Origin of the sequence: Paraburkholderia sp. 22098 (genome assembly GCF_052045935.1) — a bacterium.
In the GTDB taxonomy this organism is placed as follows: Bacteria; Pseudomonadota; Gammaproteobacteria; order Burkholderiales; family Burkholderiaceae; genus Paraburkholderia; species Paraburkholderia caledonica.
The window spans coordinates 158,735-179,893 of the sequence record NZ_JBQEPV010000013.1 but is presented as its reverse complement, the minus strand read 5'-3'; the positions used below and the strand labels follow the sequence as shown (position 1 = coordinate 179,893).

At 61.1% G+C, this 21,159-nt stretch carries 16 protein-coding genes; 5 read left to right on the top strand and 11 right to left on the bottom strand.

What is annotated here, in order from left to right; translation table 11 throughout:
• The 5 genes from ACTJLB_RS25160 to ACTJLB_RS25140 form a co-directional block, all read right to left on the bottom strand.
• On the bottom strand, window positions 1-1,115 hold a 1,115-nt coding region (locus tag ACTJLB_RS25160), incomplete at its 3' end, for a transposase (protein ID WP_440784828.1).
• A gap of 241 nt (window positions 1,116-1,356) precedes the next feature.
• Entirely contained in the window at window positions 1,357-2,913 is a 1,557-nt protein-coding gene (locus ACTJLB_RS25155) for a hypothetical protein (protein ID WP_440784827.1), read from the bottom strand.
• Window positions 2,914-3,198: 285 nt separating this feature from the next.
• Window positions 3,199-3,699 (bottom strand): NUDIX hydrolase, encoded by a 501-nt coding sequence (locus ACTJLB_RS25150; protein ID WP_440784826.1) that lies wholly within the window; start codon window positions 3,697-3,699, stop codon window positions 3,199-3,201.
• 102 nt (window positions 3,700-3,801) lie between these two features.
• Window positions 3,802-5,043: a sensor histidine kinase gene (locus tag ACTJLB_RS25145; RefSeq protein ID WP_440784825.1), complete on the bottom strand. Its 1,242-nt coding sequence runs from the start codon at window positions 5,041-5,043 to the stop codon at window positions 3,802-3,804.
• A gap of 459 nt (window positions 5,044-5,502) precedes the next feature.
• Window positions 5,503-5,712: a hypothetical protein gene (locus ACTJLB_RS25140; protein WP_020066020.1), complete on the bottom strand. Its 210-nt coding sequence runs from the start codon at window positions 5,710-5,712 to the stop codon at window positions 5,503-5,505.
• A gap of 896 nt (window positions 5,713-6,608) precedes the next feature.
• On the opposite strand from ACTJLB_RS25140, the gene ACTJLB_RS25135 reads away from it, so the two are divergent.
• Window positions 6,609-7,310, top strand: coding sequence for a sterol desaturase family protein (locus tag ACTJLB_RS25135; protein ID WP_020066019.1), 702 nt, complete (start codon window positions 6,609-6,611; stop codon window positions 7,308-7,310).
• A gap of 342 nt (window positions 7,311-7,652) precedes the next feature.
• Here the strand turns inward: ACTJLB_RS25135 and ACTJLB_RS25130 are convergent, their stop codons facing one another.
• Window positions 7,653-8,279 carry a PilZ domain-containing protein gene (locus ACTJLB_RS25130; protein WP_164701819.1) on the bottom strand — a complete coding sequence of 209 codons (627 nt, stop codon included), beginning with the start codon at window positions 8,277-8,279 and terminating at the stop codon, window positions 7,653-7,655.
• A 518-nt stretch (window positions 8,280-8,797) separates the two neighbouring features.
• Window positions 8,798-9,766 (bottom strand): Dyp-type peroxidase, encoded by a 969-nt coding sequence (locus ACTJLB_RS25125; RefSeq protein ID WP_440784823.1) that lies wholly within the window; start codon window positions 9,764-9,766, stop codon window positions 8,798-8,800.
• Between the two features lie 556 nt (window positions 9,767-10,322).
• Between ACTJLB_RS25125 and ACTJLB_RS25120 the strand changes: the two genes are divergently transcribed.
• Window positions 10,323-10,499 (top strand): hypothetical protein, encoded by a 177-nt coding sequence (locus ACTJLB_RS25120; RefSeq protein ID WP_165572661.1) that lies wholly within the window; start codon window positions 10,323-10,325, stop codon window positions 10,497-10,499.
• Window positions 10,500-10,562: 63 nt separating this feature from the next.
• Here the strand turns inward: ACTJLB_RS25120 and ACTJLB_RS25115 are convergent, their stop codons facing one another.
• Both ACTJLB_RS25115 and ACTJLB_RS25110 read right to left on the bottom strand, forming a co-directional pair.
• Window positions 10,563-11,810, bottom strand: a complete 1,248-nt coding sequence (locus tag ACTJLB_RS25115; RefSeq protein ID WP_440784822.1) for an ATP-binding protein — start codon at window positions 11,808-11,810, stop codon at window positions 10,563-10,565.
• Window positions 11,794-12,534, bottom strand: a complete 741-nt coding sequence (locus ACTJLB_RS25110) for a response regulator (protein ID WP_440784821.1) — start codon at window positions 12,532-12,534, stop codon at window positions 11,794-11,796. The genes ACTJLB_RS25115 and ACTJLB_RS25110 overlap by 17 nt, the downstream gene beginning before the upstream one ends.
• A gap of 338 nt (window positions 12,535-12,872) precedes the next feature.
• Between ACTJLB_RS25110 and ACTJLB_RS25105 the strand changes: the two genes are divergently transcribed.
• Genes ACTJLB_RS25105 through ACTJLB_RS25095 form a run of 3 tightly spaced genes read left to right on the top strand, consistent with a single transcriptional unit; the run spans window position 12,873 to window position 18,802 of the window.
• Window positions 12,873-14,114 (top strand): efflux RND transporter periplasmic adaptor subunit, encoded by a 1,242-nt coding sequence (locus ACTJLB_RS25105; protein WP_440784820.1) that lies wholly within the window; start codon window positions 12,873-12,875, stop codon window positions 14,112-14,114.
• 12 nt (window positions 14,115-14,126) lie between these two features.
• On the top strand, window positions 14,127-17,336 hold the full coding sequence (locus ACTJLB_RS25100; RefSeq protein WP_440784819.1) for an efflux RND transporter permease subunit: 3,210 nt from the start codon (window positions 14,127-14,129) through the stop codon (window positions 17,334-17,336).
• The gene (locus ACTJLB_RS25095) at window positions 17,333-18,802 is read left to right on the top strand and encodes an efflux transporter outer membrane subunit (RefSeq protein ID WP_310355203.1); all 1,470 of its coding nucleotides are present in this window, start codon (window positions 17,333-17,335) and stop codon (window positions 18,800-18,802) included. The genes ACTJLB_RS25100 and ACTJLB_RS25095 overlap by 4 nt, the downstream gene beginning before the upstream one ends.
• A 653-nt stretch (window positions 18,803-19,455) precedes the next feature.
• Here the strand turns inward: ACTJLB_RS25095 and ACTJLB_RS25090 are convergent.
• Both ACTJLB_RS25090 and ACTJLB_RS25085 read right to left on the bottom strand, forming a co-directional pair.
• Entirely contained in the window at window positions 19,456-20,607 is a 1,152-nt protein-coding gene (locus ACTJLB_RS25090) for a branched-chain amino acid ABC transporter substrate-binding protein (protein ID WP_310355201.1), read from the bottom strand.
• A 41-nt stretch (window positions 20,608-20,648) separates the two neighbouring features.
• Window positions 20,649-21,059 (bottom strand): cupin domain-containing protein, encoded by a 411-nt coding sequence (locus tag ACTJLB_RS25085; protein WP_310355199.1) that lies wholly within the window; start codon window positions 21,057-21,059, stop codon window positions 20,649-20,651.
• Between the last annotated feature and the right edge of the window lie 100 nt (window positions 21,060-21,159).

Genomic DNA, 21,159 nt, shown 5'->3' with positions numbered 1-21,159 from the left:
TTCATCGAACAATGGTTGCAGTTCTTTTCACTCGATCGATACACGATGGTGTCGGCTTTCGTGATGTGCGTGCGTGGATTTTTCAGTGGACGCCAGTCGCTGCGTAGCGCGTTCCCTGCAGGGCATCGATACTCGTTGGCCTGTTCATTCCAGATGAATTCGCTACGGGAGAACGTATTGTCCTTGCGCGTTGTTTTATCCCAGACCGAGACGTGCGGCTCAATGTGTTTCTCTTCAACCATCCAGCCAAGCAGCGCTGCTGTGCCGTAGGCGGTGTCACCTACCAGCTTGCGGGGCGTCAGGTCCCATTGACGTTCTACACGGTCAATCATTGTTCTGGTTGATTCGACTTCCTGTGACCGATTCGCCGGCGTCGCCTCAACGTCCATAATGATCCCTGCCTGCAGGTCAATCAGATAATTCGTCGAGTAGGCAAAGAACGCAGGGCCGCCTGGAGCGGCCGTCCATCGTGCGGCAGGATCGGTCAGGGATATCTTCTTTGGAGGCGTCAAAGACGTTGCTGGCTCAGACGCATCTGCTTCCACCGGATTGGTTTGCTGCAATGCCTCAAGGTATTCCCGCACAGCGCGACTCTGGCCGTCGGCACGTCCCCAGTCGATAGGCTCTGTTCCCAACACGCCATTCGCAGGACTCGCGTCAGCCTTGATGATGCTTGCATCAATCGCGAATCCCTCGCCTTTGACGAGCCCTTCGGTCATGCAGCGACTCAGCACAGATTCGAACACGTGACGTAACAGATCGCTATCGCGAAAGCGCCCGTGACGGTTCTTTGAGAACGTCGAGTGTTCCGGTACGGCGTCCTCCAGACCCAGGCGGCAAAACCACCGGTATGCAAGGTTCAGATGCACCTCTTCGCATAGACGTCGTTCGGACCGGACGCCGAAGCAGTAACCCACGATCAACATGCGAATCATGAGTTCCGGGTCAATCGATGGACGACCCATTGGGCTGTAGAACGGTGCGAGGTGCTGGCGCAGTTCTCGCAGATCAAGAAAGCGATCGATGCCTCTCAGCAGGTGTGATTGCGGGTCGTGGTGGTCGAGGTTGAACGAGTAGAAAAGCTTGTCCTGTCCGCTATCCAGTCGACCCATCATGACGATTCACTCCCGTCGTTTGATGCCTTCCAGGATACCTAACATTCCGCATCGCCGCCGACTTTTTCAACAGAATCGGCCGACCACTGCCCGACGCCGGTCGGCCGGACCCGTTCCACAGAGCTTTCCCGCGTTCATCGAATGATCCTGCTGAACGCGTCGAACTAAAGCGGCTCGCTCGCGCGCCGGGCGCCAACTTGCGCGGGAGCTTCTTTGTTTATGTACATGCTGGCGCTCTGACTCAGGGCAGACGGTTGCGCGCGCTCGCTGAGTGCCCGCTTGAAAATGCGACCGGCGCCTGTTGCCATTCGGCGCTATTGCGCGCGGCGTCGCCCTTGTCAATGAGCGGTTCGAGCAGCGAGAGCAGCTCCGTTGAATGGGATGTCTCTTCCGGTGCGGTGAGGTCAGAAGTCAGCACGCCTCGTTCGTATTTCGAATGACGTGTGGTCTGGTCCGAAGTCTGACGCAGCGAGGCGTGTACCAGCGCGCCACGTTCCGTAGCCAGCTGGACGGCGCTTTCGCCGGAGTCGTCTATCCGCACATAATCGTAGTTCTGCGAGGATCTTGACGAGGTAAGGACCGGTTTGGCGCCGCCCGTAAGCGCCTGATGGTAGCTGGCGACCAGATGCGATTGCTGGCTTTGCGAAATCTTGCCTTCGAAGGGCGAGCCTTCGAGCTGTGTCGTTTGCGAGACCTGATACGAGAATACGTCGACTTCGCCCGGACGCATCGGATTAGGCGACGCCGACGCGTCCGTAATCGATGCGCTGAAGTCAGCGAGTCCCGTCAACATCGCCTGAGCCGACTGCTGCAGCCCCGGGGCGTAGCCCGTTCCCGGCAGCGCCTCGGCCGAAGGCGTCCCATAGTCCTCGTTCATCTGCGCGAATCCGTCCTTGAACATCGACATCAGCGTTGCGTTGCCGTGCCCACGTGAATTGGCGTGGTCGAACTGCTGAAGATAGCTCGCCACAGAAGCAGCGCGTTGTGAGCTCGTTCCCCAAAGTGCCGAATGGCTCGTATCGACCTTCACGCTCATGGTGCCCGCCGCATTCGTGACGCTCAGGCTTCGCGCCGCGCTGTCCTGCGAATAGCTTGCTGAGATGTCCGCGTTGCCGGCGCGCTTAATGCTGTATTGAAAGGTGGTGGAAGCCAGCACCGAGGTATCGGACTGCGTCAGGCCGCTCAGATCGAGTTTCGGTGGCACGGCGCCCAGACCATCGATGGCCTGCTGGAAACCCTCCGAAAGCTTTGCCAGCGCATTGCGTTCGCTCTCGCTGAGCGCGCCGCTGCTCTTGACGCTGACCGAAAGGCCGCCGTCCCCGCTGTCCAGCGCGATTTCGACGGTCACGCCGCTCGCCGTTCGCACAGTCAAGCCGACCTGGCCGGCGGATCGTTGAGAAGACGGTCCAACGCCGCCCACACCTGCGGAACGAACGCTGACCGATTGCGAATAATCACTGCCCGCGGTCTTGAAGCGATCAAGCAGCGCGCCGCCGAGCCCCGCGAAGCGTCCCGCCATTGTCTGTGCGGCGTAGTCCCCCGCCATCCTGAGCGTTACCGCGTCGCGGTTGTCGCTGGCCCAGCTCACCGTCGGCATGGCGGCGCTCAGCGTGCCTTCCGGCGTATAGGTTTCGAGCACCGTGAAGCTGCTCGCGGAAGGGATCGTGACGATGGCCGACGGCGAGAGCGCCACCATGCGTTTCGCATCGCCGTCAACCGTCATCGCGGGATTCACGGAATCGGTGAGGCGCGTGGGGGCCAGAGTCGTGGCAAGGTTCAAGGACGATAGCGTGGTCATGACTCAATGCGTTCTTGTCGTTCGCGAGGAAGCGTGGCGCGCAGCTGTGGACGGCGCCATCATCTGCTTATCGTCAATACTTTCGAATTACTTTAGTAAGAACCCGACAGATATGAGTAGCCCGCCAGCATCCAGATAGCCGACATTCAGATCGTCAACGATTCACACCCGGTTGTCGAAGGTCCGTTCCTGGCCGCGTGCCGCCTCATGCAATGCGCATGTTCCTCGGGAACGTCGCGTCACCGCGATTGACGGCACGCGCCCACTCCGGTCATTCGATTTGCTTCAAAGCGGCCGTTCAGCGCCGAAAACGTCGGCGCTATCCAGCATTTCGACTAGTCCTTCCGGATAGATAGTCTCGGTGGTGCTGGACAGTTCCTCGTGGCTCCACCACTTGTGATCCGCCATCACTTCCATCTCTTCCGCAGTCCAACGGTCTCGTGAAATGGATTCGGTGTCGGTGTCGACGACGAAATACTGTTCGACGGCGAGCACGCGCTCGCCGTCCGGTAACTGCAAGGGCACCTCGCGCCGTCCGACCGGCTGGGATACCTGCGCCTTGCAAATACCTGTTTCTTCACGGAGCTCCCGTATCGCCGCGTCCGCAAACGACTCGCCATACTCAACCCCACCGCCCGGCGTTGCCCAGTAGGCCTTTCCAGCAAGCGCCCCTGACTTGTGCACGAAACGGAACAACAACACGCGCCGCTTTGGAGTGGTGATCAGAAGCCTGGCCGGTTTCCCGGACTGGAGCACCGCAAAGCGGACGTTGATGACCTCACCCAATCGGCCAGGAACGGACCTTCGAAGTCAAATGGCAGAACGGCTGCTAGCGAGGAGTTACCGTTTAAAGATTGGGGCGGCGACCAATCTGCTTGCCGCGGCCGTTCAGGCGGCCAAACTGGCCAGCGGCAATGCAAACCTGACCTTTAGACCTTGCTTATGCCAACGCAACTCCAGGCTGCCTCTGAAACGGCGCGTGACGCTATTGCGCAGCAACATTGCTCCGAACCCCTCTTTTTCGGCAGGTGCATCTATGGTCGGGCCGCCGTCTTCTTGCCAAAGGAAGTCGAGCACCTCATCGCGTCGCTCCCAGCTCAACAGGACGCGCCCCCCATCTGCTGAAAGCGCGCCGTACTTGGCGGCGTTCGTCGCCAGCTCATGAAGCACTAACGCAAGACCTGTCATCGCTTGCTCGCCAAGGCTCAGATCTTCGCCTACCACAATGAAACGATCGTGTTCTGCGGACCTATAGGGTTCGAAGATTGCATCTGTCAGCCCCCGCAGCGTGGCTGAGGATGACACCGACGCAGTCGGGCTCGCGCGGGGACTCTGGCGGGCGAGTGCATGTGAGGCGGCCAGGGCACGCAGTCGACCTGACAGGGTTTTCGCGAAATCTGCGGTTGACGTGGCCAGTCGCGCGCCCACTTGAATCATCGAGTCAACGACAGCGAACACGTTGTTGACCCGATGGTCCATTTCGCGCGTCAACATCTCCTGCTGATTTAAGGCTTCGCGTAACCGCTCCTGGTTTTGCTGCATGGCAAGCGCGATGGCAACGAACGACGCCAGCTCCCGCATGATCCGCGCGTGCCCGCTATCAAAGTGTCCTTCTTCCTCGGAAACGATCCACAGCGTCCCGAGCGGTTGTCCGTGGGCCACATACAGTGGGACAAGAAGCACCTCCGGACAGCTCACGCCTGCCTCTGCAATCCACGAATAATGGCGCTCCGGGTGCCGCGTCAGGGTGGGCTCAAATCGATCAAGGCAAACACCGCAGGGACTGTAATTGCGTGGAGTGGTCCCCCCTTCGAATGGCGCGAGCTTGCCTCGCAGATGACGCCAGCGAAAGATGCCGGCTGTGCCTTCCTGCGGCTCGAACGCGCTGATTCCGGCGGACGTTGCACCCGTCATTAACATGGCGCGCTCGACGAGCTTTGGCAGGAGCTGTTCGGGATGGTCCAGCATCTGCGCACCAATGTCCTGCAGCGCAAGCTTTTCGCCGAGGTGATCTACGACGTTGGGCACCCGCCGTTGGAGTTCAGGGGTTATGTACAGGTCATACGGGGGCACGGAAGCACGCGCGGCCATACCTTCCTCATATCTTTGAACGACGTCCAGCGACTTCAACGCGATCTGCAATTTTCCTTAAAGGGCCCTCGGTAATATCACCCGATCCCGTCAATTTTATGCCAAACCGCGCAACAAAACAGTAACCTCAATACATGTTTTCGGTCTTTCCAATCGCGCGTCAGTCTAATCCAATGCGCAGGCGCCCAAAGATGGTTCAAGCTTGATGGCGGAATTCAAGCGGGGCATTCTGGCACAACCGTTTGGCCAGCAATGGATGGAAGTCGTTGATAACGCGCAGGGCGTCCAATTCGTGAGTTGATAGTCGTACCTACCGCGGTGTGACGCATGGAGGCCGAACGGCGCATGAACAGCCCGGCCAGGAAGAGACCGTCGCCGACGCCCAGGATCGTTGACATTCCTGCGTCGGTTGTGTTGCGAGTGCATCTTTCGATCCGAAGTCCAGACTGTTGAACGGCAGCGCCTGCCGGCGATCGGCGCATCCTTATTAAACCGTGGCTAGCGACGTCCGCTGCGGCCCCATACATAGCGCACCCACCGCTGCCACCGGCCCTGCGGCGGAGCGGATGAGCGGTGCGCAGCCTGCGCTTCGCGGTCGCGCTCAACGCTCTTCTGCACCTGCTCGTGGATCTGCCGCAACGTCATGCCGCCGGGGCCTTTCAGCTTGTCAGGATCGGAATCAGGATCGAGATTGGGATCGTCTGTCATGGGGAGTCGCCTGTTCCTCGTGAGGCGACTTGATTTTGAACCTGGTAACGATAATTGCAAAATTGGGCTTTCAATGGTGAACGCGCGAATAGCCGAATTAAGAAATGGTCCGAGGCGGGTTTCAACCGGTCGAGGCGGGTGCGCGAATGGCCGTTCCAGTTTGCAACCAACGTGCCGTAGCGCTCGCATCAGGCCGGATGGCCGATGAGAGTCGACAAGCGTCTTACGCGACATCGCCCGTCGCGCATTCGATTCCTCTCGTCGCGCTGCGGCGCTGCGCGGCGTTATGCCTGACCATCCGTGGCAACCCGCACCCCTACCCTGCTCCGGCGCCAGTTGTTGAAGTTCGTAATTTCCGCTAATGGTGCCCGTTGGAGCGCTAATGGCGTCCGTTAATTCTGCTAGCGTGGCTTTTCCACCGGAACACGAACGCTCCGCGCGGACCGACTAGGAAGGCGCAGCACGATACTTCGGTTGTTGACGCCAAAAACACTCGATTGATTAGGAATCCCACTCAAATCACGAAACCCCTCCCTGGATAGCGCTTAAACGGGCGCCTGATGTTGGTCTCCGTTAATTCTGCTAGCGATGTTCACAGCATTTGCTAATGGGAGATGAACCTGGCGGGGCTCGGCGGTTGATGAACACCACGAGCGTGCACGCCGGCGGCCGCTGCGCCCGTGGCACCCGTAGCCCGGCGTCATACATTCATTGCTGTCGGCATTCCATCGTGCCAACTAAATGCTGTCAGCCGGGATAACACGGATATCAGCGTCGATGATCCAAGGCATCAAAAAACAGTATTAGATGTTATAGGTCGATCTCGCTATGTTTGTGTTCACACACCAGGCTGCGCCCGAGGTCGGATCAGCAGCCACACCTGGAAGGAGACATGGATGAAATACGACGAAGACGTTCGCACGCGCTCATACCGGTTTCGCGACGAATATGTCGCGGCTACACCGGCGTGGTACAGGGGTGAGATGCACCTGGGCTTCACGCTGTTGTTCACGGGCGGCGTGATTGCGTACTGTATCGCGCAATTGCATGCGCCGACGTTTTCCGAATGGCTCGCCGTCGTTCCGCTTTTCCTGTTCGGCAACTGGGCCGAGTGGGCTGCACATCGTTACGTACTGCATCGGCCCACCAAATATTTCAGCATGATCTACAAGCGGCACTGTGCCGTTCATCATCGGTTCTTCACGCACGTCACGCTCGAGTACAAGGGGCAGAGGCACTGGCGCGCGCTGCTCTTTCCGCCGTTCGCACCAGTGGCGTTCGTGCTTGCCGCCGTGCCGTTTGCGCTTCTAATCGGCTATGTGTTCTCTCGCAATGCTGGCTACATCGCGCTGCTTACCATGGCTTCGTATTATCTAATGTACGAGGGCCTGCACACGCTTTCGCATGTCACCGATAGCCCCTTGCTCGACCGTATGCCGTTCGTCAACACCGTGCGCCGGCTTCACGTGACGCATCACGATCCGGAGCTGATGGCGACGCAAAACTTCAATCTCACGTTTCCCATCTGCGACATGTTGTTCGGAACGCGCAGCGACGTTGCGGACACCGCACGCGAGCCGCTCCAACGCAGTCGCTAGCGCTAATAGCTACCGTCAGTGCCTGCTGAGACTTCTCGCGATGAAACGCATAGGCTCGCCTACGCTCCTGAGGATCTGGCGCAGCCCCACGTCGACAGGGGGCGCCTCGGCTGCGTGCTGTAGGTCTTATATTGCGAGGTCGTAGAATTGATCAGCGTCCGACCGATGCGGTCCGCGAGGACACTGCATCTGTTCAAGATGGCGCAGACTCAACGGATAAGCTACGTACCACCGGACACACCGCACATCATAGCGGACCGCGCTATTGCGACAGAGCCCGAGAATCTCGATCACCCTATTGTGCCGGCATGGTCCGAGCATGTCTGTTGACGAACGCCGCGCTTAGAATGCGGTTCCCGTGGCCATCTCGAAGATGAAGTCCTTGAGCAGGACCTTCGCTTCGTCGGTGCGCGCGCCAAACTCTGCACCGACCAGCACGCCGTCTTTTTTGCGCCTGACGTTTCTGGCGACGCAATTCCATAGCACAGCGTGCGTCTTGCCATCTGTCGGCAAACGCAATGCGAGCTTGAAGTGCTCCCCGGGCATCAGTGCGGTATCGCGCAATGACAATTGAAGACCATCGATGCTGACGTTGACGACAGTCGCATCGTATCCCGCGGCGACGGCATCGTTGCGAATGACGCGGGCGGCCACCCTGGTCTCGACGCGTCGATGGCGCCTCACCCTGTGTTTGACCACCTTCTCCGGATGCGCGAGCACGACGAGATCGGAGGGAGCCGCGTGCCGTGCGGTCACCCGTGTGCCGAACGTGTACACGTCTCGCCCGAATATCATTTTTGCCTGGACGACGACCCCAGGTTGCAGCAGCTCATCATCCTTTGGCGCTGTGACGATCAGCGCACTCCCCTTGACGGTGCCGACATACGCAGTTTGCACCGAACGTTTGTCCACGCCCTCCACTGTGAGCTGCAAGCAATCGAGTGCCTGGGTCAGCGCGGGAAAGTCCACCGTGATTGCAGTAGCGGCGCTCGGCGCTGGACGATGGTTCGCGCTCGAAATCAGTATGCTGCGCGCGGACCCGCTCCCGTTTCGTGCCCCCGGCCCGTTGTCGTCGCGGTATGCGCCGACATCGAAAAGGCGCTCAAGCTGCGCCTCGGAACTGATGCAGCAGCCCCGGTTCAGGAGCAATCTGCCGTTAGCCGTGTAAATCGAAAATCTGATGGGTGCACCCAGTTGGACGTCCCCTCTGCAGACTTGGACAAAGGCCATTGTGATCGACGGTATGAGTTGGACAAGTAGACTTCGCGCCGTTGCTTCGCGGCGGCTCGAATCATCGCGAGTCACCGGACTGTATCGCGGCACTTGAATCACAAACGTGCGCCAACGCTCTTCCGTCACACAAATTCCACGGACCCCGCGCGCTTTCTGAAGTCGATCCGCCCGCCCCTCCTCCTCCGCAATGATGTTTTCCGGGCTCGATCAGAAAGATCCTGCTACTCGAAAGACGCTTCGCTGGAGGCAGGCGGCTAAGATGAACTTCCGCCTGCCAGCGTGGCCAACATCGATCGGGAGGGAGCAAAGAAGGTCGTACCGGTATGTGCCGTGGAGAAGTCCAGAAGCCTGTCATATGCACCCGCCGGTACGCCCACGAACATCCGCTGCAGCATCTTCTCGATCACCCACAAATGCCGGGTGTATCCGATGAAGTAGGTGCCAAACTCGCCGTGGCCAGCGCGACCGAAAGGCATGTTGTCGCGCAAGATATCGTGCTCGTTGCCATCCTCATCGACGATGGTAGCCAGCGTCTTGTGCGACTTGCGCGGGGCATCGTCGTCATCGAGTTCGATATTGTCGATCTTGGTTCGGCCGAGGATTTTCTCCTGCAAGTCGGTCGAGGTTTCGCCCCAAGCCGCAAGATCGTGCAGATATTTCTGCACCACGACATAGCTGCCACCAACAAAGTCGGAGTCTTCGTCGCCGACAAGCGCGGAGTGACCGATCTCGTGTCCGACCGGGTTGGCAGTGCCGTCAACGAAGCCAAGCAGGTCACGAGCATCGAAGTATCTGAAACCCGAAACCTCGTCGATCATCGTCACCGCCGATCCGAGGGTTCGGAGCAGGATTCGCTCGAACTCAAAGCAGAAATCTGGCCGTTCGGCACGAATGTGAAAGAGGAGATCGCCTGGCGTAGCCGGCGCCTTGTGCCGCGTGCCTTCAACCGCAGCGAACGGCTTCAGTTCGCGAGGCTTCGTGGGCGCACCCATGCGATCCCACAGCTCGCTACCGATCCCGACGATGCAGGACAGCCGGGCGGAGAGGTCGCGAAATCCCACGGATTTCACGAGGTCGTCGATCCCACCGAGCAAATCGCGAACCTTGGCGAGGGCGTCGGCTCCCTCGTTCACGCCGACCACAAGAAAAATCGCGGCCTGCGAAAGCGGTGCCTCGATACTCTGGGCGTCGATTGGCACCCGATCCCAAGCATGTCCTGTCATATCCACTCCGTTGTTGTGACGCCGCGGCCGTGTCGACCACGGACCGCGTGCTTCTAACCCTCTACCCCAGAAAGCAGACCATCCGACGCAATGGATCGCGATTTCGAGCTTCACCCGCCAGACGCTCAAACGCAGACGTCCGGCGCGGCGATATCGCGCTGGCAGACGATCTAACGCGGCCGCGTTTGCCATTACGTGTATTGGGGCAAACCGTAGAGGTTAGCGATATTGGCGTCAAGTAGGACGGTCGGTGGCCCTTACGGCGGTCTGCTGGCTTGCGCCAAAAATCTCCTTACACCAGCTTCCATATCCAAACAAAACGTGAACGCGCGAACGCCCTTCCCCTCTGCACTGAAAACGCCATGCATGCCCCATGCAACGTGCATTTTGACCTCCACGCGCGCCATACGAAGCGGCGTCTTTCAGGCGCGGGTTGTAACGGCTCCGTAAAACATGATCTTTCGTGGATTGGTAACTTCCCCACTGACACGCGGCGTCGCAGTTCCGCTTGCAGGCCGCAGCGCCGCGTGACCGTAGATCCATTGAAGGAGGAAGTATGAAGAAGCTGTTGGCAATCGCGGCGCTGGCCGCCCTGAGCGCAACCCTGAGTGGATGCTGGTGGGGGCCGCCTCCGGGTGGCGGCGGCGGTCCCGGTGGCGGTGGCCCCGGCGGCGGCCATGGCGACGGTCCGCATGGCGCGATCGTGGTCCCGGGACACGTCGCGCAGGGCTGACGCCAATCGGCGCACAGCGTGAGTCGAAGAAGGACGGTCAGAAGCATGACCGCCCTTTTTGCGTCAGGCGGGGAAAGTCATCGACACGACGAACCCGCCGTCGACTGCATTGTCCGCATGAAAAACGCCGCCGTTGTATCGCACGAGTCGCCGCACGATCGCGAGACCGAGGCCGCAATGTGCGTCGCCGCTGCGGGCTTCGTCCAGTCGTACGAACGGTTGCAATGCGCGCTCCAGTTGCCCGCCCGGAATGCCGCTGCCGTGATCGCGAACCGTCAGCGTGTAGCGTCCATTGGGCCGCGACGTCGAGATCTCGACCGGTGGTTCGCCATACGTCAGCGCGTTCTCGATCAGATTAGTGAGTATCCGGTCGAGATCGACGAGCGGCAAGCCAAAGCCGTCGCCCGCCTGGAGGTCGAGACGCACCAGTGCGTCGTCTTCGAGACTGTCGCCGTAATGGCGGCGGCAATGCGCGTCCACGCTCGTTGGCGGTGACCTGTCCGCGCTCTCGCGCGCGAAATCGAGAAACTGCGTGACGATGCGCGACAACGACTCCGCGTCGCGCAGAAAGCCGCTGCGGTTTGCTTCGTCCGGCAGCAAATCCGCGCGCACCTGCATCCGCGTGATGGGCGCACGCAAGTCATGCGCGACGCCTGCGAGCATCACCGCCCTCTCCTGTTCGGCCTGCGCGAGCTCATGCACCATCTGGTTGAAATCGTCGATGAGTCCCTTCACTTCGCGCGGACCGCTCGCGGGCACCACCGGCGCGCGATGCCCAAGCCGAAACTCGCGCGCCGCAATCGCGAGGCGATGCAACGGCCGTTGCAAATGCCATGCGCCGATCAGCGCAAGGATCACAGCGAACACCAGCATCATCGCTGACGCACTGATAAAACGGCGCGCGGGCAGCATCGAGCTCTCGAGTTTGAGCCAGCCTGCGTTGCCGGCGTAGCGCACCCAGACATTGCCGCTCTCCGGGTCCGCGACCACTGCGCTGCCTGGCGGCAGCTTCGCGCGTAACGCGTTCTGGAACGGGCCTGTCGTGTCCTCGCAAGGTGCGGGGCAGCCATACGGGATCGCATTGTCCGCGTTGATGACCGACACGCCGAGCGCCGCCGAGACCTGTGAAGCGGTAACCGCGCCGTCGCGCTGCGACTGAACGGCGAGCAGCAGCGCGCGCTGCGCGTGCCCCGTATCGATCTGGCCACGATCACGGTCCACGAGCACGAGCGACGTGAGATGGACAATGACGATCAGACCGACCGTCATCAACGCGAGCTGGCCGAACAGCGTGTTAAAGGGATTTTTCATCGTCGCTGCCGCCGGGCACGAACATATAGCCGATGCCGCGCACGGTCTGGATGCGTCTTGGGTTGGCGGGGTCGTCTTCGAGCAGGCGGCGCAGCCGCCACACGGGCACGTCTATACCGCGCTCGGTCACTTCCGAGTGCGGGCCATGCAACAGGTCGACGAGCTTCGATCGCGACAGCGTTTGCATGGGATGCTGCGCAAGTACCTCAAGCAACGCATATTCGCTGCCGGTCAGCTTGAGCGGCTCGTCCTTGCGAAACAGCGTACGGCTCGCAAAGTCGAGACGAAAGCTGCCGAAGCGCAGCGCTTCGCGCTTCTCCACCGGCGTGGTGGCCGGCGCTGCCGGTTGTGCGTGCCGCCGCAGCACCGCATGAATGCGCGCGAGCAATTCCTGCGGCATGAAGGGCTTGCCGAGGTAATCGTCGGCGCCAAGCTCGAGACCGATCACCCGGTCTACGCCCTCCGCGCGCGCCGTCAGCATGATCACGGGGATCGTGTCGCCGCTCGCGCGTAGCTGCCGCAACGCGCTGAGACCGTCCACGCCCGGCATCATCAGATCGAGCACGACGATGGACGGCCGTTCGCGTTCCAGCCGCCGCGCCAGTTGATTGGCGTCGTGCAATACCGAGATTTCAATGCCGCGTTGCTGAAAGAAGGTTCGCAGCAGGTCGCGAAGGTCGGAGTCGTCGTCGACCAGTAACACCTGGATGGGCGTGTCTGACATGGCTGGGCCCTGCTCGATGATTACGTTGGCGGACAGCGCAGCGCGCTCGCCCGTCGTAGCGAAATATAGCGAATCGCGCAACGCAGGCGGTTTCGGATTCTTCTGCAAGCTTACAGTCTATTACTGCGCCGCTCGCCATTTCGCGGCCATCCCCAATCAAGCGAGCGTTTGTGCGCGTTGCGTTACAGCTCGTAATGCTTGCCTAAGCCACCGTAAGACGCCTCTCATTACTCTCTGGGCCATCCCTTGCCGCTGGTGCGGCGTTGCGTGGCTCCTATCGAACCGGCGACGCATGCCAGACGGTCCTTTGTCGAATTCAGCCGAAGGATGCCCAGAGCATGCCAACATTGTTCCACTCGTATGCATCGGCGGTGCGCGCCCCCCGCTTCGCGCTTCTTGTCGCGACGGTTGCCGCCGCGACGCTGATGCTGGCGGCTTGCGGCGACAACGCGCCGCACGGCCCGCCACAAACGACACCCGAGGTCGGTGTCGAAACCATCAAGCCGCATACCGTTGTCTCGAACACCGAACTGTCGGGCCGGCTGTCGGCCATTCGTGTCGCCGAAGTGAGGCCGCAGGTCGAAGGCATCATCCGAAAGCGCCTTTTCACCGAGGGTTCGCAGGTCGCGGCCGGAGCAGTGCTTTATCAGATCGACGCAACCAGCTATCAGGCCACCTACGATCAGGCGATCGGCACGCTGGCAAAAGCTGTCGCGACCGCCAACGCCGCGCAAACCAAAGCCACGCGCTACGCCGAGCTATCGAAGATCCAGGGCGTGAGCCGTCAGGACTACGACGACGCCGTGGCCGCGCTCGAAGAGGCCAGGGCCGACGTACTTGCAGACCGCGCCGCATTGAAAACCGCCGCGATCAACCTTGGCTACACCAAGGTCGTCGCGCCCATCTCGGGACGCATCGGCAAATCGAATGTGACCGAAGGCGCGCTCGTCACCGCGGAACAAACCACCGCGCTCGCCACCGTGCAGGCGACGAGCGAGATGTATCTCGACGTCACGCGTTCTTCCGCCGACTGGCTGCGCTTGCAGAAGGAATTCGCGAGCGGCCAGTTGCAGCCGTCGGGCGCCGACGGCGCCGTGGTCCATCTCGTGATGGAAGACGGCAGCACCTATGCACGCGCGGGCAAGCTGCTGTTCTCCGACATCACCGTCGACGCTACGACCGGCTCCGTCACGCTGCGCTGCGTGTTTCCGAACCCGGACGGCGTGCTGCTGCCCGGCATGTTCGTGCGCGCGCGGCTCGAGGAAGGCGTGAACCACCAGGCGATCACAGTGCCGCAAATCGCGGTCTCGCGTGCATCCGACGGCTCGGCGAGCGTGCTCACGGTCGGCGCGGACAACAAGGTCGCGCAAACGCCCGTTACCGCGGATACCGCGTCGGGCTCGGACTGGATCGTCACGAACGGCCTGAGGGCAGGCGACCGCGTAATCGTGAGCGGCTCGCAGCAGGCGCGCACCGGCGCGGTCGTGAAGCCGGTCGAGGCATCGGTCGAGATGCCGGCGACGCCCGGCGCGCCCGCCACCGCGGGCAACGCAGCCGCCGCGTCCGCCGCCCATAGCTAAAGCGAGAATCTCATGGCAGGTTTCTTTATTAACCGACCGATCCTCGCGTGGGTCATCGCCATTGTCATCATGATGATCGGCGGCGCTTCCATCGAGACCCTACCGGTCGAGCAATATCCGAGCGTTGCGCCGGCTTCCGTGCAGATCACGGCGACGTATCCGGGTGCGTCCGCCGAAACCGTCGCGACGACCGTAACGCAGGTGATCGAGCAGAAACTGAGCGGCATCGACCATCTGCTCTATATGTCGTCGACGAGCAGTTCGGTCGGCCAGGCGCGCATCACGTTGACGTTCCAGCAAGGCACCAACGCGGACATCGCGCAGGTCCAGGTGCAGAACAAGGTCGAGCAAGCGACCTCGTCGCTGCCCGAGACCGTCCAGGAGCAAGGCGTTCAGGTCGCGAAGGCGGCCAACTCGTTCCTGATGATCGTGTCGCTCTCGTCGAGCGATAACAGCATGAGTTCCATCGACCTCGGCAACGTGATCGCGACGCAGATCGAAGACCCGCTCACGCAGATCGACGGCGTCGGCGACGTTACGCTCTTCGGCGCGCAGCACGCCATGCGCATCTGGCTCGATCCGGTGAAACTGCAGGCAGTCGGCCTCGCCACCAGCGACGTCACTACCGCAATCACGAATCAGAACGTGCAGCTTTCCGTCGGCCAGATCGGCGGCTCGCCGTCGACTAGAACGCAGGCATTGAACGCGACGATTTCCGCGTCGAGCCTGCTGACCACGCCTGAGCAATTCGGTGCGATCCTGCTGCGCGTGAATAGCGACGGTTCGAAAGTAATGTTGAAGGACGTCGCGCGTATCGAGGTCGGGGCCGACGACTACAGCACCGACTCGCGTCTGAACGGCAAGCCCGCCGCATCGCTCGCGGTCAAGCTCGCAAGCGGCGCGAACGCCATGAGCGTGGCCAAGGCCGTGCGCGCAAAGCTTAACGAATTGAGTCCGCAACTGCCGCGCAATGTCGTCGTCGACTATCCGTACGACACCACGCCGTTCGTGCGCATCTCGATTGAAGAAGTGGTCAAGACGCTGATCGAAGCGGTGCTGCTTGTCTTCGTCGTGATGTACGTGTTCCTGCAGAATCTGCGCGCCACACTGATTCCGACGATCGTGGTGCCCGTCGCGTTGCTCGGCACATTCGGCGTCATGTCGGCGGTGGGCTTCTCGATCAACGTGTTGTCCATGTTTGGCATGGTGCTGGCAATCGGCTTGCTGGTGGACGACGCGATCGTGGTGGTGGAAAACGTCGAGCGACTGATCGCGGAAGAAGGCCTCTCGCCGATCGAAGCCACGCGCCGTGCAATGGAGCAGATCACCGGCGCGCTGATCGGCATCACGACCGTGCTGATCGCCGTGTTCATTCCGATGGCGTTCTTCTCCGGAACGACGGGCGCAATTTACCGGCAGTTCTCGATCACGATCGTTGCGGCGATGCTGCTCTCCGTGTTTCTTGCGTTGACGCTCACGCCCGCACTGTGCGCGACGCTGCTCAAGCGCTCCGACGTCGAGCATCACGCGAAGGGCGGCTTGCTCGGGTGGTTCAACCGCGTGCTCTCGCGCGGCACGGACCGCTACGATTCGGCGGTCGCGCACGTAATCGGCAAGCCGATGCGCTACATGGTGATCTACGCGTTGATCGCGGGTGTGGTCGCGCTGCTGTTCATGAAGCTGCCGTCGTCGTATCTGCCTGACGAAGACCAGGGAACCATCATCACGTCGGTCTCCGCACCGGTCGGCACGCCCGCCTCGCAGACGCTCGAAGTGGTGAAGAAGGTCGAGGCTTACTATCGCAGCCAGCCGGAAGTGGACCAGCTCATCACGCTGACGGGCTTCAGTTTCAACGGCTCGGGACAGAACAATGCGCTCGCCTTCGTCAAGTTGAAGGACTGGAGCGCGCGGCGCGGCAGCAACGGGTCGGCGGCTGCGGTGATCCAGCGCGCGAACATGCACTTCGCAGCGTCGCACGAAGCGCAGGTTTTTGCCGTCAATCCGCCGGCGATTCAGGAGCTCGGCACGCAGAGCGGCCTCGACTTCGAACTGGAGGACCGCGCGGGCCAGGGCCACGACAAGCTGATGGCCGCGCGCCAGCAATTGATGGCACTCGCGGCCAAAGACAGCGCGTTGTCCGGGATGCGGCCAGGCGGTCTGGAAGACACGCCGCAGTTCCATGTCGACATCGACCGTGAAAAGGCGAGCGCGCTCGGGCTTTCCATTGCCGATGTGAACGACACGCTGCAGACGGCGTTCGGCTCGTCGTACGTGAACAACTATGTCGATACCGGGCGCATCCAGAAGGTGTACGTGCAGGCCGATGCGCCGTACAGGATGATGCCGTCCGACGTGGGACGCTGGTATGTGAAATCGGGTACGAGCAGCACATCCAGCAGCACATCCGGCAGCACATCCAGCAGCAGTTCCGCAAGCACCGCAAGCACCAGCACGACCAGCGGCTACGACGGCCAGATGGTGCCGTTCTCCGCATTTGCGACGGGCAAGTGGACGTTCGGGCCGCCGCAGATCGAACGCTTCAACCGCACGCTTGCAATGGAAATGACCGCTCAGACCGGCGCGAATGCCAGCACCGGCGAGGCGATGACGGCCGTCGATGCGCTCGTGAAGAAACTGCCGGCGGGCTATGGCATCGACTGGACGGGTCAGTCATATCAGGAACGCATGGCCGGTTCGCAAGCCATCTACCTGTATGCGATTTCGTTGATCGTCGTGTTCCTCTGTCTTGCGGGCTTATATGAGAGCTGGTCCATTCCGATTGCGGTGATTCTCGTGGTGCCGCTCGGCGTGCTGGGCGCGGTGCTCGGCGCGCATATTCGCGGCCTGTCGGACGACATCTATTTCAAGGTCGGTCTTCTCGCGACGATCGGGCTCTCCACGAAAAACGCGATCCTGATCGTCGAATTCGCGAAAGATCTGCAAGCGCAAGGTAGCAGCCTGATCGAGGCGACCATCGAAGCCGCGCGTTTGCGTCTGCGTCCGATTTTGATGACGTCGCTCGCCTTCGTGTTCGGCGTGTTGCCGCTTGTCATCAGCACGGGCGCCGGGTCGGCGAGCCGGCATGCGATCGGCACCGGTGTGATGGGCGGCATGATTGCCGCCACGGTTCTCGCGATCTTTTTCGTGCCGGTGTTCTTTGTGGTCGTGCGCCGCCTGTTCGGCGAGCACGGCAACGCCCAGCAACAGGAAGGTGTTGAATGATTAAACTCAAAGTCGGTGCATGCGCGGTCACATGCGCGGTCACATGCGCGCTCGCGCTGCTGACGGGCTGCACGCTCGATCCGCACTATGTTCGGCCCGCCGCGCCGATTCCGGCAGCCTATCCGGAAGGCGACGCATATGAGAGCACGACCGCAGCGAAAGCCGCAGCCGATGCGGGCGCGAGCGGGTCCCTGGCAGCCTCTGCAGCGACGCCGAGCACGGCACCGCTCGCCGTCGACACCGCATGGCGCAGCTTCTTTCGCGACGAGCGTCTGCAACGATTGATCGAAATCGCGCTCGCCAACAATCGCGATCTGCGCGTCGCGGCGCTGAACGTGGCCGAGTACGAAGCCCAATACCGGATCACGCGCGCTGCCCTTGCGCCGTCCATTACGGCAAGCGGCAACATGACTCGCGAGCGCACGCAAGGCGCCATTGCAAGTTCGAGCGATGTCAGCGTCGGGACGACGTCGTGGGAAATCGACTTCTTTGGACGCCTGCGCAGTTTGAAGCGCCAGGCGCTGGAAAACTATCTCGCAACAGATGCATCGCGGCAAAGCACGCAAATCAGCTTGATCGCGACGGTGGCGAGCGACTATCTGACATTGCTCGCTGACGAGCGCCTGCTGCAATTGACAGAAGACACCGTCAAGTCGGATCAGGCCACCTACGATGTCACGAAGCGCGTGCAGGAACTCGGCAATGCATCGCTGCTCGACGTGCAGCAGGCGCAGAACTCGCTGGCGAGCGCAAAGGCGAATCTCGCGTCGTACCGGCGCGCTGTCGCGCAAGACCGCAACAACCTCTCGGCCGTGCTCGGCGCGCCGATTCCCGACAACCTGCCTCCCGCGCGCAAGTTCGACGACGAGTCCATGTTCGCAGACATCGGTGCAGGCGTTCCGTCGCTGCTGCTCACCCGTCGGCCGGACATCGTGCAGGCAGAGCATGCGTTGAAGGCGGCGAACGCAAACATCGGTGCGGCGCGCGCAGCGTTTTTCCCGAAGATCGAACTGACGGCGACCGCAGGTACGTCGAGTTCGACGCTGTCGAATCTGTTCAAGGCGGGCACCGGCGCGTGGGCGTTCGCGCCGAGCGTATCGGTGCCAATCTTCGATTACGGCAGCAACAAGGCATCGCTCGATGTCGCCAGAATCGAAAAGCAGATCGAGGTCGCGGACTACGAAAGCGCGATCCAGACGGCGTTCAAAGAGGTGTCGAATGCGCTGACGGCGCGGGCCACTTATGTGGATCAGATCAAGGCGGACCGCGAGTACGTCGCTTCGGCACAGAACTACTACACGCTTGCAGAAGCACGCTACAAGACGGGCACGGACAGCTTCCTCACCTTCCTCGACGCGCAGCGCACGCTCTACACTGCGCAGCAGCAACTGGCCACCGATATTCTCTCGCGGCAGTCCAACCTCGTGACGTTATACAAGGTGTTGGGCGGTGGCTGGGAGGGCTGACCCCGCGCATGTGCACGAATGGCTGCGAGCAGAAAGCCTGGACGGGTTTTTCAGAGCGGCAACTTTCTACGCGCTGACGATGCCGCCCTGCGCCGCTGGCATTTTGCCGCCACGGCTTCGCGGTGGCGGCGCGACTGCGGGCGCCATTCTCGTGTCACTGCGACCGCACTGCCTCAGAAGCGCGCGCGGTAGATAGAACTATCGTCCCGGCGGCTTGGGAAGGTGCTTGGAATGTGAACCCGCAGCCTTCGCAGGCCCCTTGAGCAGACGGCGGGACGGCTAAGGTCGCGGGAGGATCCGATGTACGGGGAGCGGCAATCAGAAATCCACTCGACGTCAAAAAGATTGCGAGTAACAGGACAAATTCCATGAGCTTGCTCCTGTTGCACAACTGCCAGGTCGTTGGTCGATCGCTTCTTAAAGTTAGCCCACAGAATGTATCGGGCCAATAGGTCTTTGGCCTTATGCCAGAACCTGCCGCACCGCGACTTGCAGCCTCGGCCCGTTTAGATCGGAACATGCGCATGCTTAAAATAGCCGCTAAAGTAGTTCTTCGCGGCTCACGAAATCAATCGCATCGCTTGCGGCCAGCGAGCCGCGAGGATCTGATGACCGGAGGAAGTCGCAGGTTCGCATTATGTTGAGTTCCCTTTTTAGTTCGGTGGACTGATCGTCGTCACGGGTACCCATTTCGCGTTTTTCACCTGATACAGCGTCGAGGTCGGGCGCTTGAGATCACCGAATTCATCGAACTCGATCTTCCCCGTGATCCCATCGTATTTCGTGGCATGCAGAACTGGCATGAACACGTCCGGCTTCGCGGAGTTTGCCTGCTTCATCGCGTCGATAGCTACCCACGCGCAGTCGTATGCGAAAGGCGCATAAGTCAGCGTGTTCGCACCGAAGCGCTTCTTGAACTTCTCGGCGAAGGCCCTTCCCTGAGGCAGTGACTCCACAGGGCGGCCATACTCCCACGCCATCGCGCCTTCGGCCGCCGTACCCGCAACACTGATAAAGATGCTGTCGGCAATCCCGCCGCTGCCGACGAACTGCGCTCGCATCCCGAGCTGCTTCATGCGTTTGGTCACCAATGCCGCCTGATTGTTGAGCCCGGCGAAGTAAAGCAGGTCGGCATTCGCTGCCTTGATGGTCGTGAGTTGCGCATTGAATTCGACGGCTTTGTCGTTCGTAAATTCGGACGCGACTATCTTGCCGCCCGCCCCCTGCACCGCTTTCTTGAACTCGTCCGCTGCGCCTTGTCCGAAAGCCGTGCGGTCATCCATCACCGCAATGCGCTGGGCCTTGGTGACATTCACCGCATATTTCCCGGCGTTGCCGGAGTTCTGCGCGTCGGTGGCAATGATGCGGAACACGTTCTTGAGTCCTTGTCGCGTGATAGCAGGATTGGTTGCTGCAGGATCGATCAGCGGAATGCCCGCCTTGGCGAAGATCGGCGCTGACGGTAGTGCAACCCCCGAGTTGTAGTAGCCGACAACCGCCACCACGCCGTCGTCGACCAGTTTCTGCGCGACCTGCACGCCGATGCGCGGATCGCCCTGATCGTCGACGGAATCGAGTTCGAAACGCACTTCCTGTCCACCCAGCTTGATGCGCTGCGTGTTCGCCTCTTCAAGCGCGAGGCGCACACCGTTCTCGATGTCCTTGCCATTGGCCGCACCGTTACCCGTCAGCGGTGCGGAGACGCCTATCTTGACGACCTGCTGCCCACTGCAGACGTGACTCGCGAGGGTCAGCACGATGGCAGACAGCGCGAAGATGAAAAACTTGCGTGACCTATCGAGCATCGTTGGACTCCTGTTGGCGGCGTGCCACGCGTCGCCAGTTCTCAATCCGGTACGCCTGACACGATCGTCGAGCCGGTCTGAGAGACCACCAGCACCGTGCAGCCTTCCGCCGACGACGTGCTATGCCGCGAGCCGGCCGCGTAGCACACGGTGTTTCCTGGCAGGAAGTCGGTGCCGTCTTCGTCGGTGAATACGCCGTCGAGAATCATGATGAGTTCGGTCGAATCATGCCGATGCTCGACCGAGCGCGCGCCCGGCTGCAGGCGCATCCAGTAGCTGCTCCAGGCGCCGCCTTCGTCGTCGGCAACGGGAATCCACGAAAAGCCGGGCAGCACCGTGTCGCCGATCTTCATTGGGCGCCAGTCGCGCTCATCGATCGAATACCAGCGGCGCGCGCCTTTGACGTTCAGACCGAAAGGCACCATTTCATCAGTCAGTCGTACTGTCGTCATGTCATTTCGTTCCTGTAGCCGGGATGTGCGTCGCCGTTACGTGACGTTCGGTTTTCTGCCGCGACGGACGAGCGGCATCGCGCACGCGCCACTCGCCAGG

Coding starts and splice junctions, on each gene's coding strand:
- ACTJLB_RS25155 (WP_440784827.1), bottom strand. CDS start 2,913: ATGACCACGCTATCGTCCTTGAACCTTGCCACGACTCTGGCCCCCACG.
- ACTJLB_RS25140 (WP_020066020.1), bottom strand. CDS start 5,712: ATGACAGACGATCCCAATCTCGATCCTGATTCCGATCCTGACAAGCTG.
- ACTJLB_RS25135 (WP_020066019.1), top strand. CDS start 6,609: ATGAAATACGACGAAGACGTTCGCACGCGCTCATACCGGTTTCGCGAC.
- ACTJLB_RS25125 (WP_440784823.1), bottom strand. CDS start 9,766: ATGACAGGACATGCTTGGGATCGGGTGCCAATCGACGCCCAGAGTATC.
- ACTJLB_RS25120 (WP_165572661.1), top strand. CDS start 10,323: ATGAAGAAGCTGTTGGCAATCGCGGCGCTGGCCGCCCTGAGCGCAACC.
- ACTJLB_RS25115 (WP_440784822.1), bottom strand. CDS start 11,810: ATGAAAAATCCCTTTAACACGCTGTTCGGCCAGCTCGCGTTGATGACG.
- ACTJLB_RS25110 (WP_440784821.1), bottom strand. CDS start 12,534: ATGTCAGACACGCCCATCCAGGTGTTACTGGTCGACGACGACTCCGAC.
- ACTJLB_RS25105 (WP_440784820.1), top strand. CDS start 12,873: ATGCCAACATTGTTCCACTCGTATGCATCGGCGGTGCGCGCCCCCCGC.
- ACTJLB_RS25100 (WP_440784819.1), top strand. CDS start 14,127: ATGGCAGGTTTCTTTATTAACCGACCGATCCTCGCGTGGGTCATCGCC.
- ACTJLB_RS25095 (WP_310355203.1), top strand. CDS start 17,333: ATGATTAAACTCAAAGTCGGTGCATGCGCGGTCACATGCGCGGTCACA.
- ACTJLB_RS25090 (WP_310355201.1), bottom strand. CDS start 20,607: ATGCTCGATAGGTCACGCAAGTTTTTCATCTTCGCGCTGTCTGCCATC.
- ACTJLB_RS25085 (WP_310355199.1), bottom strand. CDS start 21,059: ATGACGACAGTACGACTGACTGATGAAATGGTGCCTTTCGGTCTGAAC.